General features: G+C 70.5%; 16 protein-coding genes. 6 read left to right on the forward strand and 10 right to left on the reverse strand.

The window, feature by feature from the left end:
• From HMPREF0043_RS01675 to glpA, 4 genes are all read right to left on the reverse strand, one after another.
• Positions 1–1,573: FAD-dependent oxidoreductase (locus HMPREF0043_RS01675; RefSeq protein ID WP_040317597.1), on the reverse strand; the 1,573-nt coding region annotated here is incomplete at its 3' end.
• Positions 1,574–1,666: 93 nt separating this feature from the next.
• Positions 1,667–3,016: an anaerobic glycerol-3-phosphate dehydrogenase subunit C gene (locus HMPREF0043_RS01680; protein ID WP_021601065.1), complete on the reverse strand. Its 1,350-nt coding sequence runs from the start codon at positions 3,014–3,016 to the stop codon at positions 1,667–1,669.
• Positions 3,016–4,305, reverse strand: a complete 1,290-nt coding sequence (locus HMPREF0043_RS01685) for an anaerobic glycerol-3-phosphate dehydrogenase subunit B (RefSeq protein ID WP_021601066.1) — start codon at positions 4,303–4,305, stop codon at positions 3,016–3,018. Before HMPREF0043_RS01685 ends, HMPREF0043_RS01680 begins: the two co-directional genes overlap by 1 nt.
• Positions 4,302–6,086 (reverse strand): anaerobic glycerol-3-phosphate dehydrogenase subunit GlpA, encoded by a 1,785-nt coding sequence (gene glpA / locus HMPREF0043_RS01690; RefSeq protein ID WP_021601067.1) that lies wholly within the window; start codon positions 6,084–6,086, stop codon positions 4,302–4,304. The genes HMPREF0043_RS01685 and glpA overlap by 4 nt, the downstream gene beginning before the upstream one ends.
• 97 nt (positions 6,087–6,183) lie before the next feature.
• Between glpA and HMPREF0043_RS01695 the strand changes: the two genes are divergently transcribed.
• Entirely contained in the window at positions 6,184–7,170 is a 987-nt protein-coding gene (locus HMPREF0043_RS01695) for a sugar-binding transcriptional regulator (RefSeq protein WP_269528497.1), read from the forward strand.
• 115 nt (positions 7,171–7,285) lie between these two features.
• Here HMPREF0043_RS01695 and HMPREF0043_RS01700 read toward each other — a convergent pair whose 3' ends face one another.
• Positions 7,286–8,161 carry an A/G-specific adenine glycosylase gene (locus HMPREF0043_RS01700; RefSeq protein WP_379049365.1) on the reverse strand — a complete coding sequence of 292 codons (876 nt, stop codon included), beginning with the start codon at positions 8,159–8,161 and terminating at the stop codon, positions 7,286–7,288.
• A gap of 924 nt (positions 8,162–9,085) precedes the next feature.
• On the opposite strand from HMPREF0043_RS01700, the gene HMPREF0043_RS01710 reads away from it, so the two are divergent.
• Complete coding sequence (locus HMPREF0043_RS01710) at positions 9,086–9,604, forward strand: hypothetical protein (RefSeq protein ID WP_156897474.1); 519 nt, start codon at positions 9,086–9,088, stop codon at positions 9,602–9,604.
• A gap of 33 nt (positions 9,605–9,637) precedes the next feature.
• Here the strand turns inward: HMPREF0043_RS01710 and radA are convergent, their stop codons facing one another.
• The 3 genes from radA to HMPREF0043_RS01725 all read right to left on the reverse strand — a co-directional run bounded on the left by radA (position 9,638) and on the right by HMPREF0043_RS01725 (position 13,345).
• Positions 9,638–11,017 carry a DNA repair protein RadA gene (gene radA / locus HMPREF0043_RS01715; RefSeq protein ID WP_040317600.1) on the reverse strand — a complete coding sequence of 460 codons (1,380 nt, stop codon included), beginning with the start codon at positions 11,015–11,017 and terminating at the stop codon, positions 9,638–9,640.
• 70 nt (positions 11,018–11,087) lie between these two features.
• Positions 11,088–11,750, reverse strand: a complete 663-nt coding sequence (locus HMPREF0043_RS01720; RefSeq protein WP_021601073.1) for a potassium channel family protein — start codon at positions 11,748–11,750, stop codon at positions 11,088–11,090.
• Between the two features lie 65 nt (positions 11,751–11,815).
• Positions 11,816–13,345: a TrkH family potassium uptake protein gene (locus HMPREF0043_RS01725; protein WP_084432006.1), complete on the reverse strand. Its 1,530-nt coding sequence runs from the start codon at positions 13,343–13,345 to the stop codon at positions 11,816–11,818.
• 347 nt (positions 13,346–13,692) lie between these two features.
• On the opposite strand from HMPREF0043_RS01725, the gene HMPREF0043_RS01730 reads away from it, so the two are divergent.
• The 4 genes from HMPREF0043_RS01730 to HMPREF0043_RS01740 all read left to right on the forward strand — a co-directional run bounded on the left by HMPREF0043_RS01730 (position 13,693) and on the right by HMPREF0043_RS01740 (position 15,511).
• Positions 13,693–13,905 (forward strand): helix-turn-helix domain-containing protein, encoded by a 213-nt coding sequence (locus tag HMPREF0043_RS01730; protein WP_021601075.1) that lies wholly within the window; start codon positions 13,693–13,695, stop codon positions 13,903–13,905.
• Positions 13,906–14,027: 122 nt separating this feature from the next.
• Positions 14,028–14,126, forward strand: coding sequence for a 30S ribosomal protein bS22 (locus HMPREF0043_RS10540; protein WP_005504750.1), 99 nt, complete (start codon positions 14,028–14,030; stop codon positions 14,124–14,126).
• Between the two features lie 199 nt (positions 14,127–14,325).
• Positions 14,326–14,772 carry a MarR family winged helix-turn-helix transcriptional regulator gene (locus HMPREF0043_RS01735; protein WP_021601076.1) on the forward strand — a complete coding sequence of 149 codons (447 nt, stop codon included), beginning with the start codon at positions 14,326–14,328 and terminating at the stop codon, positions 14,770–14,772.
• A 64-nt stretch (positions 14,773–14,836) separates the two neighbouring features.
• Entirely contained in the window at positions 14,837–15,511 is a 675-nt protein-coding gene (locus HMPREF0043_RS01740; RefSeq protein ID WP_040317618.1) for a histidine phosphatase family protein, read from the forward strand.
• A 232-nt stretch (positions 15,512–15,743) separates the two neighbouring features.
• On the opposite strand, the gene HMPREF0043_RS10055 is transcribed toward HMPREF0043_RS01740, so the two are convergent.
• Positions 15,744–16,376: a PLDc N-terminal domain-containing protein gene (locus HMPREF0043_RS10055; RefSeq protein WP_021601078.1), complete on the reverse strand. Its 633-nt coding sequence runs from the start codon at positions 16,374–16,376 to the stop codon at positions 15,744–15,746.
• Positions 16,377–16,385: 9 nt separating this feature from the next.
• Positions 16,386–17,174 (reverse strand): 1,4-dihydroxy-2-naphthoate polyprenyltransferase (locus HMPREF0043_RS01750; protein WP_021601079.1); only part of this gene is annotated, 789 nt, incomplete at its 5' end.

Genomic DNA, 17,174 nt, shown 5'->3' on the forward strand with positions numbered 1-17,174 from the left:
CCGCCAGGTCGGCGACCTCCTCCGCGGCCGCCAGGCCCCGGTCCCGGTGCTCGTAGCACAGGCGGGTCCTGCGCGCGAGCAGGTCCTCCAGGTGGAGCGCGCCCTCGTGCGTGACGCCGAAGGCGATCTCGGCCCGAAGGTATTCGGGTGCGCCCTCGAGCTCGCCGGCGAGATCGGGGCGCCCGGCGATCGTGTCCAGGAGCAGGTCGATGTCCGAACCGTAGCGGTTGAGCAGATCCTCGACGTGGTCGAGGCTCAGCCCGGACTGGTGGGCGATCGTCGCCCGGCGGCTCCACATCGCCTCGTATCCGGCCGCGCCCTCCAGCGGGGTCTTGGCCGTGACCGACGGGCTGGCCTTGGCGCGGTCCTTGCCGATGGCGAAGTCCACGGCGTCTTCGGCCATCTGCCGGTAGGAGGTGAGCTTTCCGCCGGCGATGACCGTCAGGCCCGGGGCCGCCTCCGTCACCGTGTGCTCGCGGGAGACCTTCGTGGACTTGGTCTTGTCGCCGTCGAGCGTGCCGGGCTGGAGGAGGGGGCGCAGGCCGGCGAAGGAGCCGATGATGTCGTCCTTCGTCAGCGGGGTGGCCAGGACGGAGTTGGCCTGCTCGAGCACGTACTCGATGTCCTCCAGGTCGGCGACCGGCTCGCGGCGGTCCTCGTGGTATGCGGTGTCCGTGGTGCCGATCACCCAGTAGCGCTTCCACGGGATGATGAACAGCACCGACTTCTCGGTGCGCAGGAAGATGCCGACGGACGACTTGATGCGGTCCTTGGGGACGACGACGTGGATGCCCTTGGACGTCAGGACCTTCAGGCCTCCCGTCGTGCCCGCCAGAGACTGCGTCTTCTCAGTCCACACGCCCGTCGCGTTGATGACGGAGCGGGCCCTGACGGTCAGGTCCCTGCCGGTCTCCGCGTCCCTGAGCTCGGCGCCCGTGACCCTGCCGGCCAGGTCCTTCGTCAGGCCGGTCACCTGCACCCGGTTGGCGGCGATCGCGCCGTGGCGCACCGCCGAGCGGACGAGGGTGACGACCAGCCGGGCGTCGTCGACGCGGGCGTCGTAGTAGACGATCGACCCCGTCAGGGAGCTCCTCTTCAGGGCGGGGGCCAGCTTGAGCGAGCCCTTGCGGGTGTGGTGGCGCTGGATCGGCACCGAGCCGCGGTGCGCGAACTGGGCGATCGTGTCGTACATGCCCACGCCGACCGCCGAGTACGTGCGCTCGATCACGGGCATCTTCAACGGCCACAGGAAGGGCTGGGCCTTGACCAGGTGCGGGGCGGTGGTGGTCAGCAGCAGGCCGCGCTCGCGCAGCGACTCGGCCACCAGGGCGAAGTTCAACTGATAGAGGTAGCGCAGGCCGCCGTGGACCAGCTTCGAGGACCGCGAGGAGGTCCCCGAGGCCCAGTCCTGCGCCTCGACGATACCCACGCGCAGGCCGCGGGTGGCCGCGTCGAGGGCGATGCCCGCCCCGGTCACCCCGCCGCCGATGACGAGGACGTCGAGCTCCTCGCCTCCGGCCATCTGATCCAGTGCGCGCTGACGGTTCTCCGGCGAAAGATGGAATTGTGGCATGCTGTTTCACTCCTCATTGACGTGCTGCCGTGACGATCGAACCGAGACGGTCCATCCTCCCATTCTCCCAACGGCGGAGCCGCCGGTCAGCGATTAGGGCATGTGTGCATTGCGTAATTCCCCGTCTGCGCATCCGTCACTGGACAGGCCGAGGGCCGCGTGGATGATCTGGACCGGATGGACGACCTGAGCGCCCGACCCCTTGCGGATCTGCCAACGGCAGGTCTCCGTCTCGCATGCCGCGAGCTCCGGATTGGTCCGCTTGATCATGTCGAACAGCGGCTGGCCGATCTTCTGCGCTATCTCGTACTTCTCCTTCTTCAACCCGTAGGTTCCCGCGATGCCGCAGCAGGCCCTGCCCGATTCGACCATGGTGACCCCCGGGATCGTCTCCATCAGCTCGATGGCGGGCTTGCCGAAGCCCTGGGATTTGACCTGGCAGGGCTGATGGTAGGGGATCGTCGCCTTCATCGGCCGGAGGTCCTCGACGGGGAACTGCCCGTTGTGCACGAGTTCCAGGAGGAACTCGGAGGTCTCCACCATGCGCGAGCCGACGTCCAGCAGGGCGGGGTCGGTCAGCCCCATGATCTCGTGCGCCTCGTGGCGGAGCATGCCCGCGCAGGAGCCCGAGGAGGAGACGATGGTCAGGTCCTTGCCGGCCGAGCGCAGCTGCCGGCTGAGCTTGACCGCGGCCTTCGCCGCCTGGTCGAACAGGCCGTTGGACTGCTGGGCCAGGCCGCAGCAGCCCTGTTTGGGGACGATCACCTCGTAGCCGAGGTATTCGAGGACCTCGACGGTGGCCTTGGACGTCTCCACCTCGAAGTACCCGCCTGCGCATCCGTGGAAGAACACGAGGGGCTCGCGCGTCGGGGCGCTGACGGGCTTGTGGCGTTTGAACCAGCCGTGGAAGGTGCGGAACTGGGCCTTGGGCACGGGCGCCTCGGCGTGGACGCCGATGACCTTCTCCACCGCCTTGCGGACGGGTTTGAGGCCGAGCGCCGCGTTGGCGATGGGGGCGAAGGGCGTCATGAGCCTGCCCTCCAGCTCCGTGCGGGTGATGAGGCGGTCCCGGAGCGGCATGCGGTCGCGCTTCATGACGGCGCGGGCCCGGGCGTTGATCTCGGCTATCTTCACGCCCTGCGGGCACACCGTCGTGCAGATGCTGCACCCCGAGCAGTAGTCGAGGCTGTAGTCCACCGACAGCCCCTCCCGGAAGCGTTCGGCCTGGGGCCCGACGTACTTCGGGCCGGGGAAGAGGGGCGTGACCGCGGCGACCGGGCACTGCGTCTCGCAGATCGTGCATTTGACGCACTGGTCCAGGCTCGCGCGCGCGAAGGACGCGGCCGCTTTCTCGATCGGCCCGGCTTCGTCCGGGACGGCGTCGGTGGCGGCCGCCCCGTCGGCGGGCGCCGTGCTGTCGAGTGTCGTGGGTCTGTCAACCATCACAGGGTCCTTTCGATCGCGCAGACCGCTTGTGCGGCGCTGCCGAGGGCGATGCCCTCGCCGGACTTCTCCCGGTGGCGCTGGGCGCCGCCGAGCATGCCGCCGACGGCGTAGAGGTTCGTGTAGAGGGGCGCTCCCCGGCCGTCCACGGGCCGCATGTCCGCGTCCACCCGCAGCCCCGCGGCGAACAGCGGCTGCGGCGGCCCCCAGACGTCGCCGTGGACGAGCTCCCCCTCGGGGGCAAAGACGGGCAGGCCGAAGGCCGTGTCGGCCAGATTGCCGTACGAGTCGAAGACGATGGCGCCCGAGTCCAGGCCGCCGCCCGCGTAGATCACGTGGTCGGCGTCGACGGTTTTGACCGAGCCCGCGATCCGGACCTCGACGCCGGTGATCCGCCGGCCGTCCGAAGCCCGAGTGCCCGCGGGAAGCGCGCTGTCCGACGTCGCGCCGTCCGGAGTCCGGACGTCCTCGGGGAGCCCGCCGCCCGCGGAGCGCAGGCCCAGAGGGTCCTCCTCGGTCCGCAGGCCGATGGCACGGCCGTTGAGCATGATGTCGACCCGGTTTCCGGCGCAGGCCTCGCGCAGGAGTTCGTTGGCCTCCAGACCTGGGATCGAGGGGGGTGCGATGGGGATCTGGAAGACGGGGTGCCCCGCCGTCCTCTGGATCGCCTCCCAGACTCCCGACCTGGCCACGGCGGGGATGCCGATGCGTTCGCCGGGCCGGGCGATGTGCGCGAGCCGCTCGCCGAGCCCCTCTGCGGCGCCGGGTTGGTCGAGCATGCGGGAGAAGGGAAGGGATGTGTCTCCAGGCGCCGTCAGCTCGACGGTCTCGGCGCGGGCGTCCACGCCCTGGGACGCCAGGTTCTCCGCGGCCAGGCGCGGGTAGAAGTCCTTCAGGCCCGTGAAGCCGACGATCAGGTAGGAGGCGCCATTCTCGATCCTGCCCGCGGCGAAGGACGGCGGGTAGAACGATGTGGGCCTCAACGCCCCCAACGCGGTGGGCAGGAGCGTCGTGGAGGCCAGGCTCCCCTCCATCGGCACGTACCGGGTGAAGGCCTCGACGCCCGCCGACAGGGCCTCGGGTGTGATCTTCGCGTACGGATGCGAGGCGTCCAGCGCGGGCATCTCCGCCAGCGGCTCGGGCACCCCGAGGACGTCGAGGGTCCCCGCGCTCAGTTGCAGGCCTCCGAAGCCCAGGGAGACGACGGTGACCTTGCATCCCGCTTCGCGCGCCATGAGCGCCGCTGTCAGCCCGGCGATCCCCGCGCCGACGACGACCGTGCCGTTCATCGCGACGCCTCCTTCCCGGAGACCGACGGTGTTGCGGAGGAGGCTTGCGGCGCGGCGGCTTGGGGGCGTCCCGGCGCGGCGGAGGCGGCATGGGCCGCGGGCTCTTCCTCGGCGGGCGCGGCGCCGGAGGCGCAGGACCCGCCTGGCTGCGGCGACCCGGCCATCTCCCGAGCGGGGAACCGGGTGGCTGACACGAGCTCTGCGCCCGCCGGCAGCGGCGTGACGGGAAGGGAGTCCATGTCGTACATGCACCGGTAGATCCAGTCGTCCAGCGACGCCTCGCGGGCCTGGGCTCCGTTGAGGATGGGGAAGATGCCGCTCCAGCGGTTCTTGAGGAACAGGCGGAGCAGCTCGGTGGCCTGCGCGGCGCTCCAGCAGCCCGCCTCGTGGGCGATGCCCGCGGTGCGCGAGGCACAGAACCCGCCCTGGCAGGGGCCCATCCCGATGCGCAGCTGCCGGCGCAGGTCGTCGAAGGTGGCGTCGGGCTGTCGCTCCAGGAGGTCGGTGATCATCGACCTCGTGACGAGTTCGCACTCGCAGATGACGGGGTCGGAGTCGGGTAGGCCGTGGTCCGCCTTCTTCGCCCTCTCGACGCCGTCCAGGCGGTGGGTGACCTCGTAGTTCCTCCCGCTGGCCACGGGCTCCTGGGCGGTGCGGCACTCGCGTTCCTCGCCCAGGATCTCGCAGACGGTGTCCACCACGCGCTCGGCCATGAGGCGGTAGGTCGTCAGCTTGCCCCCGGCGACGGTCACCAGGCCGCGCACGTCATGGGTGACGGCGCTCATCTTGCGCGACATGTGCCGGGTGTCGTCGGCGGAGACCCTCCTATCCTTCAGGAGGGGCCGGGCGCCGGCCCATACGTGCAGGGCGCGGGCCTTGCGGAAGCCGGGGATGAGGGCCTCGCCCGAGTCGAGCATCTGCTGGACTTCGTCGCGTTCGACGACGAGGTGGTCCGGGTCCTCGGCGCGCACGTCCGTGGTGCCGATGATCGAGACGGTGTGGACGGGGACGAGGATGTCGCCGTCGGCGGGGTAGACGAGGCGGTTGACCACGGAGTTGACCAGCCGGTGGTTCATCGCGATCATGATGCCCCGCCCCGGGACGACTTCGACATCCCGCTCCCCGGCGAGCTCGGCGATCTTCCCCGCCCACGGGCCCGCCGCGTTGACGACGGCCCGGCATTCGATGTGCACATCCTGGTCGAGTTTGTCCGCGTGGCAGACGACCCCGGCGACGGCGCCGTCGCGGACCTCGATCCCCGTGACGCGGTGGTAGGTCAGGACTTTCGCGCCGTAGGCCACGGCGGACTCCGCCGCGCCCCACACCATGCGCCAGCCGTCGACCGTGCCGTCCTCGACCGCGATGGCGCTGAAGATCGACGGGTTGAGGCGGGGCTCCCTGCGCAGGGCCTCGGCGACGGCGATCTCCTCGAAGGGCACACCGGTCTCGGTCGCGCCCGCTATGAACCGGGCGGGGTAGTCCTCGTCGTCGCCGTCGACGGCGACGAACAGGCCGCCGGTGCATTCGACGGCGTCGGGGTGGATGCGTTTGAGGATGGCGTTCTCCTCTGCGCATTCGGTGGCCGAGTGCGGATCGGAGACGACGTACCGGCCTCCGGAGTGGAGAAGGCCGTGATATCTGCCGGTCGTCCCCTGTGCGAGATCGACGCGCTCGACGAGAATCGCGCTCAGGCCACGCATTGCGGCATCTCGGACCACGCCGACGCCTGTGGCGCCCCCGCCTATGACCACGAGATCGCAGCTGTGCTTCGTCGCTAACATATCTCAAAGCCTATGTCATGTGAAATAGGACTCGAAAATCGGGGGAGGTATGTGCAGACGGAACGGTAGGCTCTGGGAAATCGTGCACAATGGGCGAGTGGTGAAAAGATCCGACCGACGAAGTCTCGCCTACGAAGCAGCGTTGCTCTATTTCGTCGAACAGCAGACGATGGAGGCGATCTCGCGGAAACTGGGCGTCTCGCGCTCGACGGTTTCGCGCCTGCTCGCGGCCGCGCGCGAGGAGGGCCTCGTCCGCATCACGCTTCACGCGCCCGAGGAGCCCCACGAGTCGCTGGCGTCCCGCCTGGGGGCGCTCTTCGGCGTCAAGGTGACGGTGGTGCCGGTGCCCGATCCCAGCTCCGAGCTGCGACGCCTGGACCGGGTGGCCACCGTCGCGGGGAGCACGATCAGCGACGCGGTGACCGACTCGACGATGGTGGGCATCGCATGGGGGACCACGATATCCGCCGTGTCGCAGCGCATGGTCCCCAAACAGGTCGACGAGGTCACGATCGTCCAGCTCAACGGGGCCGCCAACCCGACGACCACCGGCCTGCCCTACGCCGGCGAGATCCTGGGAAACTTCGGCCGCATGTTCAACGCCAAGGTCCTGCCCTTCCCGGTGCCCGCCTTCTTCGACTACGCGGAGACCCGCACGGCGATGTGGCGCGAACGCTCGATCAGGGCTGTCAGGGACATCGGCCGGAACGTCGACATCGCGGTCTTCGGCGTGGGGTCCTTCACGTCCCCCGTCGCCTCGCACGTCTACGCGGGCGGGTACCTGTCGAAGGAGGAGGTCGCCCAGCTGCGCGCCGACAGCGTCGTCGGCGACGTGTGCACAGTGCTCATCAGGGCCGACGGGTCTTACGAGGACATCGAGATCAACATGAGGACGACGGGGCCCTCGCCGGCCGAGCTCGCGAAGATATCCAAACGCGTGTGCGTGGTCGCCGGGCCCGCCAAGGCCCCGGCCCTGGCCGCCGTCCTGCGTTCGGGGGCGGTCACGGACCTCGTCCTCGACGACGAATGCGCCCAGGCCGTCCTCGACCTCGAATTGAGGCGGCGCGGCCGGCGGATGAGGTGACGCGTCCGGCCGGCGCCTCGCTGTCGACGGCGCTTCGAGCCCATTTTGCCTTCTCCGATGTTTTCGTCGTGACACCGCCGGCCTCCTCGGCGCGTTCGTGCCTCCTCGCTCGCGGTTAGTTCCCCGGTGCCCTCGCGGCGGGCGGGAGGGAGTACCCGTCGGCGGTCCGGCCGCACAGGCCGTCGGCGACCAGGGAGTCCAGCGCCGGGGCGAAGCGGGACTCCGGCAGCCCCGAGTCGGCCAGGAGCCTGCCGCGCGGAAGCGGGCGGTGCGCCGTGCGCAGGGCCGCCATGATCCGCCCTCGTGCCTGGCGGTGGGTGCCGGCGTAGGCCTGCGCCTTGCGAGGGGCGGGGCTCTCCGGTCGTCCGGCGGCCAGCCAGGCACAGCGGTCGGCGAGCGGGCAGGCGGGGCAGTCGGGGGACCGCGAGGTGCACACCAGGGCGCCCAGTTCCATGAGCGCGGCGTTCCACTGCCAGGCGAGTTCGTCCTCCTCGGGGACGAGGGCCTGCGCTCGGGCGACCTCGTCCTTGCGCAGGTGCGCGGGCGGGAAGGCGGCGCCGTGGAGGCGGCTGAGCACGCGCCGGATGTTCGTGTCGAGCACCGTGGAGCGGCGGTGGTAGGCGAAGGCGATGATCGCGTCCGCCGTGTAGGGGCCGATCCCCGGCAGCGCGAGGAGGGCGTCGCGTTCGCGGGGCAGTTCGCCGGCGTTGCCCTCGGTGATCGCGACCGCGCACTGCCTCAGGCGCAGAGCCCTGCGCGGGTAGCCCAGCTTCCCCCAGGCGAGGATGACCTCGGCGGGCGAGGCCGCGGCCATCTCCGGCGGGCCGGGCCAGCGCTCCATCCACTCCCGCCACGCGGGAAGGACCCGGCTGACGGGCGTCTGCTGGCTCATGACCTCGCACACGAGGACCGCCCACGGCGAGGTTCCCGGCTCGCGCCACGGAAGAGGCCGCGCATGGCGGGAGTACCAGGCCAGGAGTTCGAAGAGCACGAGCCAAGTGTGCCCCATGGAGGAGCGGCCGGCGGAGAGGCGGGAACGGAAAATGCAGAAGACGGAGGATGAAAGCGCGAAGGAGGCGATGGAGCGAGGGCCTGGCTGCGCGCCGGCGAAGCGTCGGCGCTGGGTATCGGCGCGGCCGATGATAGCGTGGCATTCGTGAAGGATCAAGACTCCGAAAAGTCACGACCCCGTGGGAATGCAGACAGGCAGGACGGTTCCCCCTCGCCGGATAGCCGGCGAACCGGAAAGGGCCCTCAGCGCGGGAGGCCCGCCAGGGGCGAGAAGAAGGGGTTCTGGCAGGGCGTCCGCGTGTCGGATGTCATGCGCTCAGGCCGGCGGGATTCCGCCGAAGGCCGGGATCAAACGCGGAAGAACGTGCCGCAGACGGGGGAGCCCGCGACGCAGCGGAGGAAGGGACCGAAGCGAGACGGCGCGTCCGGGGGGCGAAGCGGCGCTCCGGAGCGCACGGGGCGGAATGGACGCGTCGAGCGAGGCCACGGCGCTGGCGACCGCCCGGTGCAGGGCCGGAAGCAGACGGCGCGAAGGCAGCCGGGCCGGGGCGAGCCTGGTCAGAGTGAGCGGCGTGCCCCGGCAGCCAGGCGGCGGGGACGCCCGGAGCGTCGAGACGGGGACGGGCGCCCGCAGCGTCCCGCGCAGCGGGCGGGCGGGAGGCCGGAGCGGCAGGGTTCAGGCCGAAGGCAGGCACCGCGAACCGCCGCAAGCGGCGAATCGACGGCGCCCGCGGGCAGGAAGAAGGCGCCCTCCGGCAGACCGGCCGGCGGGCGGGGGAGGGCTCCGGGCCGGAGCGCGGCCCCAGCGGGCAAGCGGGATCCGCGCCGACGCCCGCAAGGAGGCTCCCGTCAGGCTCAGGCCGCGCGCGCCCGCGAGGCGGCCCGCAGGCGCGCGATCCAGCGCTTGGCCGGAATGGGGGCCCTCGCGGCCCTCCTCGTGGTCGCCTTGGCCGTCGGGATCCGCTTCGTCATCTCCCGGCTCAACGCGCACGACGAAGCGGCCAAGGAGGTGCCCTCGGACCTCTACTCGCCCGTGGCGTGCAATCCGAACATGGTCGAGACGACCATCAAACCGCGCAACGCGGCCGCCGGGCAGCCGGTGGTCTTCGACGTGACGCTCCACAACAAATCCACGACCAACCCCTGCTACATCAACGCCGGATGGTCGAATCTGCAGGTCAACGTGACGAGCGGAAGCGCCCAGGTGGCCTCCCTGGCCGTCTGCAAAGCCGGCCCCGAGAACAGACAGCTCTTGCTCGACCGCAACTACACGGCCAGCGTCCGCCTCACCTGGCACGGCAAGGCGTCCGCCTCCGGATGCGGGAACAGCGGCGAGACCGCGAAGGCCGGCACGTACGTCGCGGAGCTGACGTTCCAGGACAAGACGGCCGCCGCCGCGAAGGAATCCTTCACCCTCGGCTGAGCCGATCCCATCCCATGAGCTGTCGATCCCGCCTCATCCGTCGACAGGGAGAACCGTGCGCATCGCCTCTTCCACATCCGAGCACGGGTGGACGGCCAGCCCCTCCGGCAGACGCACGTCGGCGCTCATCCGGGGGATGACGGCCGTCGTGAAGCCCAGGCGCGCCGCCTCGGCGAGACGCTGCTGAAGGCCCGTCGCCGGCCGCAGCTCGCCCGTCAGCGAGACCTCGCCGACCGCCACGACCCCCGGAGCGAGCGGCAGATCCAGCTGGGCGCTCGCCAGGGCGAGCGCGATGGCGGCGTCCGCGGCGGGTTCGGCCGCACGGGCCCCGCCGACCGTCGACGCGAACACGTCCGCCCGGTCCAGTTCGAAGCCCAGGCGCGACTGGAGGACAGCGACAGTCATCGCCACGCGGGAGGAATCCAGGCCCGAGGTGGTGCGGCGCGGGGAGGACGAACTGGCCACGACGAGCGCCTGGACCTCGACGGGGATGGGCCGGCGCCCCTCCAGCACCATCGTCACGCACGTGCCGGGAACCGTTCGGTTCCTCGCCGACAGGAAGAGGCCCGACGGGTCCGCCAGCCCCGCGATCCCGCCTTCGCCCAGCTCGAAACAGCCGACTTCCTCGGTGGGGCCGTACCGGTTCTTCACCGCGCGGACCATGCGCAGAGGGGAGTGGCGGTCCCCTTCGAACTGGCAGACGACGTCGACCAGGTGCTCGAGCACGCGCGGGCCGGCGATCGAGCCGTCCTTCGTGACGTGCCCGACCAGCAGAACCGGCAGGCCCCGCGACTTCGCGGCCGACACGAGCGCCGACGTGACCGCCCGGACCTGGGCGACCCCGCCGGCCGACCCGTCCACTCGCGGATCGGCGATCGTCTGCACCGAATCGACGACGAGGAGGCTCGGGCGGGCCTCCTTCACGTGCCCGAGGACCTTGCCGAGATCGGATTCGGCGGCCAGATGCAGGCGGGGATGCAGCGCCCCGATCCGCTCCGCCCGCAGACGCACTTGGGACGCGGACTCCTCGCCCGTGACGTACAGCACCGGAGGGCGCCCCGAACCCTCGGCGACCTCGGCGGCCCTGGCGGCGACGTCCAACAGGAGGGTCGACTTCCCGACGCCGGGTTCGCCCGCCAGCAGGACGACGGCCCCGGGGACCAGGCCCCCTCCGAGCACGCGGTCGAACTCGTCCACGCCGGTCGCCTGCTTGGCGGAGGCGGCCGAGGCCACCTCCGTGATGGGTGTGGCCGGGCTGGCGGGCGCGACGGCCTGCGGGCTCGCGGCCGCCTCGCCGCCGAGCTCCTCCACGGTGCCCCATGCGCCGCACTGGGCGCAGCGGCCCACCCACTTGGGCGCGGTCCAACCGCATTCGGAGCACGTGAAGACGGGTGCAGGCGCTTTGGGGCTCATGCCCTCACCCTAGACCGCCCCACCGACGGCCCGGGGCCGCGGCGGGGTCGAACCGCGGATTCGCACGATCCTAGCGGTTGGCGAACTTCTCCAGAAGGGACGAGTCCCCGGAGACGATGATGACGTCCTCGGGCCCGATCTTCGTCTCGGGAGTCGTGTACTCGAACGGCTGCCCGGGCGACTTCACGCCGATGATCCTCACGCCGAAGCGCTCGCGGACCTTCGACTCGGCGGTGGTGAAGCCCTGGATGTCGCGCGGCGGCCGCATCTTGATGATGGAGAAGCCGTCCTCCATCTCGATGTAGTCGAGCATCTTGCTCGAGAGCATGTGGGCCACGCGGGCTCCGGCGTCGAACTCCGGGTAGACGACGTGATGGGCGCCGATGCGCCGCAGGATGCGGCCGTGGGAGCGCGACGTGGCCTTCGCCCAGATCTGCGACATCCCCAGGTCCACGAGGTTGGCGGTGGCGAGCACGGAGGCCTCCAACGACGTCCCGATTCCGACGACGGCGACGCTGAAGTCGCGGGCGCCGGCCTGTTCCAGGGCGTCGACGTTCGTGGCGTCGGCCTCGATGATGCGGAACCGGTGCGACCACTGCTGCGCCAGGTCGGGGTCCCTCTCGATCGCCAGGACGTCCCTCCCGAGCCCGTCCAGCGTCGAGGCGATGGCGGTTCCGAAGCGCCCGAGCCCCACCACGAGGACGCCGCGGTCGTCGATCTGCTTTCTTGCCATGGGAGCTCCTTGTAGGGTCGGCCGATGGTCCGTTCCTCGGTGACCGGGCCGTTCGCCGGCCGCGGTCAGCCGATGACCGGTCGTTCTTCAGGGTAGTGGATGACGCGGCGCCGCGAGCGCAGGGCGAGGGCCGCCGCCAAGGTCATCGTCCCCGTGCGCCCGGCGAACATGAGGGCGGCGATGACGTACTTGCCCGCCACGGGGAGCGTCGACGTCATGCCCGTGGACAGGCCGCAGGTGGCGAAGGCCGAGATGACCTCGAAGAGGGTCTGCGACAGCGGCATGCCGGTGATCTGCAGCATGGCGATCGTGCCGACGAGCACGAGCAGCGCCCCCAGGAGGGCCGCCGCGATCGCCAACCGCAGCGTTTCGGAGGGCAGGCGCTTGCCGAAGGCCTGGGTGTCGCGGTCGCCGCGCGCTTCGGCGACGACGGCCAGGACCAACACCGCCAAGGTCGTCACCTTGATCCCCCCGGCGGCCGACGCCGAACCGCCGCCGATGAACATGAGCCCGTCCAGGACGAGCCACGTCGATTGGGACATCGCCCCCACATCGAGGGTGGCCAGCCCCGAGGACCGCGCGTCGGTGGAGTGCAGGAGCGCGGCCCCGATGCGCTCGCCCACGGGAAGCCGCCCGAGCGTGGAGGGATTGTTCCATTCGAAGACGCCGATGAGCACCGCGCCCAAGACGAGTAGGAGGAGGTAGGCGATCACCGTCAGCTTGGTCGTGAGCGTCCACCGGCGCGCCGCGCGCCCGCACCGCCACATGTCCAGCAGGACGGGGAAGCCGAAGGCTCCCACGACGGTGCCCAGGACGATGGGAATGGTCAGACCCCAGTCCCCGACATGCGGAGCGAGCCCCGAGCTCAGGATGACGAAGCCGCCGTTGTTGAAGATCGATATCGCCATGAACGCCGCATGCGAGAACGCGGAGAGCAGGGCCTCGCCCTCGCGCAGGAAGAAGGGGATGAGGCTGACGAAGAGCACCGCCTGCGCGCTCAGAGCCACGACGACCACAGCGCGCACGAGCGAACCGACTTCTCCCAGACGGGAGTGGGTTTCGGAGGCGGCGAGCATGCGTTGCGTCAGCCCGATGTGCCGCGAGACGGCCATGCCGAGGATCGAGGCGAGGGTCATGATGCCCAGGCCGCCGATCATCATCCCGACGGCGATCACGGTGTGCCCGAAGGGGGACCAGAAGGTCGCCGTGTCCACCGTGACCAGCCCTGTCACGCACACGGACGACATCGCGGTGAAGAACGAGTCGACGAAGGGGGCCCGGTGGCCGGTGGCCGTGCTTGCCGGGATCTGCAGCAACGCGGTGACCACCAGAACGATGGCCGAGAAGACGCACAGCGCCAGGCGGGCGGGCGACTCGCGGGCGACCGTGTCGACGAGGTCGCGTCCCCGAGCCCTCAGACTCGGAGCGGCGTTGGGCAGGGAGGCGGGAGGGCGGTCTGTCGACGGCACATTCCCCTCCTCGCGCTCGGTTTCCGATTGCCCTCCGACGGCACGGACCGCCGGAGGGGGCGAGGCGGTATCGGGCGCACCGGCGGCGACCCGAGCCCACCGCCCTTCGGCAACACTAGTACCCATGGAGGGACTGGCCCAAAGCCCCGTGCGTGTCGGCCGGATCGCGGGCCGCGCGCCGGCGCCGGCGCGCCTTCGGGGCCTGCGCGGCGGGTCTCGGCGTGGATTCGCTTCGCGGCGGGGCTGGCGGATTCGCTTCGCCCACGGCGGACTCCGGCCCTTCTGCGTGGCGGCGTACTTTATCATGGGCGTTGTGCGTCTGCCTCGCCCACTTCGACTCCGTCTATGGGTATCATTCCTCCTGTGATATTCGGTTGAACGAATGTGACAGATGTGAAGGTTCATGTAATCTTTTCCGAGGGCCCTAGCCTGTGCGCGGACCCGGCTGACCTCTAGTACAACCAGGACGGATAATGACGCAGCTGCCACGAAAAGCACCGCAGTTCTACACGGTTGCCGAAGTTGCCGAGCTCACACGTGTCTCGCGCATGACGGTCTATCGGATGGTGCACGCGGGCGAATTGCCCGCCGTCCGATTCGGCAGCTCGTACAGGGTTCCCAAGACGGCGATCGACGCGATGCTGGGAGTGGAGGACGACGACGCTGCGCGCGCCGTCGGCGAGTAGCGGCGCGGGTGCGGAAGGCGGAGCCGCCTGAATCGGCGCGATTCCCACAGAGCCCTGCGAGGCGCTACGATATGCACTGTTCAACCGGGGCCCGGCCCCATCCCAGAATTCGGAGGTAACCTGTGGGTTCCGTCATCAAGAAGCGCCGCAAGCGCATGTCGAAGAAGAAGCACCGTAAGCTGCTTCGCAAGACCCGTCACCAGCGGCGCAACAAGAAGTGACTTTCGCGCCGGGGAGATGAGGTGACTGTGGGGCCCGGAGAAGCCGGGCCCTTGCCGCAAAAGCTTGACGCAAGGGGTATGAGGTGTCGGCGCCAACCGCCATGGCACGATGGAAAATCGGCATACGGGAACATTGACGCGTGAGCCCTCTACCTTCTCCCGACGGAGTCCTGGCCGCTCATCGCGTCCAGGAGGGTACATGGGAGATGTCAGATGGCTTTCCCCGGACGAGCAAGTCGCGTGGAGGGCCTATATCCGCGGCGTGGCAGTCGTCTTGGAGACGCTCAACCAGGACATGGAGACCGTCAACGGGATCTCGCTGCACGAGTACGAGGTCCTCTCCTACCTCTCCGAATCCGCCGATTGGACGCTGCGGATGTCGACGCTCGCCGATCTGCTCGTCCACTCCAGGTCGAGGCTCACCCACACCGTCCGTCGGCTGGAGAGCCAGGGGTACGTGCGTCGGATTCCCTGCGAGGACGACCGCCGCGGCGTCAACTGCGTCCTGACCGACGTGGGCTACGGCAAGCTCGTGGAAGCCGCTCCGTCCCACGTCGAGGCCGTGCGCCGGTGCCTCATCGACAAGCTCGGAAGCGACAACATGCTCGAGCTCGGGCGGCTGTGCTCGCTCGTGTCCGACGGGTGAGGGCGAGGCCCGCGCACGGCGGCCCGCTGAAGATCCGCGTTCGACGCGCAGAAGGAGGCACATGATGGGTGACGAGCTCACCGTCGTCCACTTCGTACGGCACGGGGAGGTCGACAACCCGACCGGCCAGCTCTACGGGCGCCAGGAGGGCTTCCACCTGACCGATCTGGGACGGGCCATGGCCGACCGGGTGGCCGAGCGCTTCGACGGGCGCGACGTGCGGCTGGTCGTCTCCTCCCCGCTCGAACGCGCACAGGAGACGGCGCTGCCCACCGCGCGGCGCCGAGGGCTCCCCGTGGTTCTGGACGCGGACCTCATCGAGGCGGGCAACAAGTTCGAGGGGATGAACGTCAACCGGAACCGGCTCGTCCTCGCCCATCCGAGGTACTGGCCGTGGTACGCCAACCCGTTCAAGCCCTCGTGGGGCGAGCCCTACGCGGACATCGTCGAGCGCATGTCCTCGGCAGTGCGGCGGGCGCTGGAACTCGCGCACGGCGGAGAGGCGGTGCTCGTCTCCCACCAGCTTCCCATCTGGACGATGAGGAGCTTCGTCGAAGGGCGCTCCCTCGCGCACGACCCCCGGCGCCGCCAGTGCGCCCTGTGCTCGGTGACCTCCCTGAGCTTCATCGGCAGGCAGCTCATCGGCGTCGGATACGACGAGCCCGCCGCCGACCTCCTGGCCCGAGCCAAGGACGTCACTCCCGGGGAGAGCCGGGCCGCGGTCCACACGGGAGAGTGAGTAGGCTGGGGAGAGCTGGCTCGACTAGGTCCGGGCCGCGGTCCACACAATGAGGCCGGGCGGTCCGCTGTCATCCGTCGACGTGCGTGCCGCCCGCCGTGCCGACGTGCGTGCCGCCCGCCGTGCGTTCATGCCGTCCGTGAACCGGAAATCCAGCGGCCGCGCCGCCTAGGATCAGCCGTCCCGCGGGAGGCGTACGGACATCCAGTGGACGGACGGAGGGCAGAGCCTCTCAGGGCCGGTTCGACGTTCCGTTCGACGAGGGCGTTCCATTCGAGGGATCGGAGTTTCCGGTGTCGCGGTCCCCGTTCCCGGCCGCCGGCCCGTCGGCTTCCGTCCGGCCCGGGGCCCCGGGCCGGGGGGCGCCTCGCCCGCCGGGGTCCTCTCCCTCCGCGGGGCGGCCCGTGTCCGCGGCCCCTCGCGCCGACGTCCCCTCGAGGAAGGCGCGCAGCTCGGCATCCAGATCGCCGGATTCGCCGTTCGCCCGGGCCGAGTCCGTTTCGCCTTCGGGCTCTTCACCCCGGCGCTCCCGCTCTTTCCTGCGCTCCCATTCGGCGAAGCGGTTGCGGGCGTCGAGCTTGGCGAGGAACTCCGGGTCGTCGTCCGGGGCCACGGGGGCCGGCTCGGAGGCCTGCGGTCCGGATCGGCGCCCTAGGCTCAGCGTTCCGCTCAGGCCCTCGGGGTGTTTTGCCCACCACGACAGACCCAGCCACAGGAGGGATCCGAGAACGGGCACCAGCGCCAAAAGCATCCACACCCACTTGGGCAGGCGGCCGGGCATGGATGCGCGGGGCGTGCGCGCGCAGTCGATGAGACCGTATATCCACAGCGCGACGATGAAAATCGCTAGTGCGACGCGAGGCATGGCTTCAGTTTATGGCCTGGCGATGGCGTACGCCATGAGCAGGGCTACGCCGTAAGCGAGCTCGACGAAACCGGTGGCCTTCAGGGACGGGATGAGCGCGAGGCCGCGCGCGCCCGAGAGCACCGGGCGGATCGCGGCCCGGGCGAGCGGCAGGCAGGGGGCCAGGACGAGGAGAGTCAGGGCCCCCAGGTCGCCCCACAGGGCAGCGGCGGCCAGCACCGGCAGCGCCACGGCCGAGGCGTAGGCCGTTCGCGCCCGGCGATCCCCCAGCCGCACCGCGAGTGTGCGCTTGCCGGAGGCCGCATCGGTGGGGATGTCGCGGATGTTGTTGACCATGAGCAGCGCGCAGGCGATCGAGCCCACGCTGCACGCGGCCAGCCACGACTGCCAGGGCACGCCCAGCAGCTGGGTGAAGGTCGTCCCCGCGGTGGCCACGAGACCGAAGAACACGAAGACGAAGACCTCGCCCAGGCCCATGTACCCGTAGGGCCGCCTGCCCCCGGTGTAGAACCACGCGGCCGCCACGGCCGCCGCGCCGACGCCCAGCAGCCACCAGCGGCCCGACAGGGCGACGAGGACGGCGCCCACCAGGGAGCCGAGGCCGAAGCAGGCGAAGGCGGCTGCGCGCACCGACGACGGCGAGGCCTTCCCCCCGCCGGTCAGGCGGGGAGGCCCGGTGCGCACCTCGTCGGTTCCGCGGATCCCGTCCGAATAGTCGTTGGCGAAGTTGACGCCCACCTGCAGGCAGAGGGCGAGGGCGGCGGCGAGGGCCGCGCGGGGGGCCGAAGCCCCGCCGTG

It is taken from the genome of Actinobaculum sp. oral taxon 183 str. F0552 (assembly GCF_000466165.1).
Classification (GTDB): Bacteria; Actinomycetota; Actinomycetes; order Actinomycetales; family Actinomycetaceae; genus Peptidiphaga.